This window comes from Candidatus Marinimicrobia bacterium CG08_land_8_20_14_0_20_45_22 (genome assembly GCA_002774355.1).
Classification (GTDB): domain Bacteria; phylum Fidelibacterota; class UBA2242; order UBA2242; family UBA2242; genus 0-14-0-20-45-22.
The window spans coordinates 1-1,023 of the sequence record PEYN01000149.1 but is presented as its reverse complement, the minus strand read 5'-3'; the positions used below and the strand labels follow the sequence as shown (position 1 = coordinate 1,023).

1 protein-coding gene is annotated in these 1,023 nt (G+C 48.0%); it reads right to left on the bottom strand.

Features of this window, described 5'->3' with window-relative positions:
• The coding region (locus COT43_08620) for a hypothetical protein (protein ID PIS27807.1) at positions 1 to 1,023 on the bottom strand (1,023 nt) is incomplete at both ends.

Sequence of the window (1,023 nt, the reverse complement as noted above, 5' to 3'; positions counted from 1 at the left end):
AGCGAATCTGATGTGTTATTCAAATTTGGGAAAACCACCGGAAACAAGATGTTTCCTGAAAAATCCGGATTGTCGTTTAGGAAATCGACTTTCGCCGCAACGATGAAAAAACCTGAAGGCTCGATCATTTGCGACGAATCGCACAAAAGCAACCATTTTCCTCCGCCATCCCGAAATTGCCAGCGATTCAGATCGATCGGGAACAAAGAACGGTTCAATATCTCAAACCATTCCGATCCTCCTGAAATCGGCGAATACATGATCTCATTGATGACGACACTTTGCGTCGGATAACCGATCGGTAGCGAACAGGTGGCGGAATCGTTGCTTGAATCGCCATCCGATTTCAATAAAACGACAGCCAATAATAAAAATACGCCACCTTTCTTGGGCTGAAAGGAAAGGAATTCCGTCTGATTTTCACCGGGAGCCAGCGCCCGCGAGATCGGGATGATTGTATCCAGAATTGAAAATTCGTTGAAAATTTGTATTTCTATGTTCATTGAATCAATAGTCTGCAAACCGGCATTCCGTACGGCGACGCTAATTTGGACAGGCTTGCCGATGACGACCGGATGTTCATTTTTCGGAATAAAAACCGAATCCAAGGCCGCGTCAAATTCCTGGACTAAGACGGAGTTCGGACTACCGGGCGTTGCATTCAGAACATCTTTCGACTGTTTCCAGTTCGATCGGTCTGAACTTTTTTCGTTAGGGTCGATGCGTTCGAGCGACTTACCGGTTTGGACGCCCCAGGCGGATACGTATCTGAGCGCATCGATCCGTTGTCCGGCGGCGTCAATGATGATGATTGAATCCGCCGAATTGGTCAGCGCCGGAAAAGAACCGGGAACGATGACCGGAATGCCGGACGGAATTTCGTAGCCGGTATTTTCACTGGCAGTCACAACGGCAAACGATTTCGACGCGATGGCGATCGTTGAGTCTGTTATTTGATAAATCGTGGATGAAGCGTGTTTGAGAGACCAGTTGCGGAGATTGACGGACGATTCGGAACGGTTG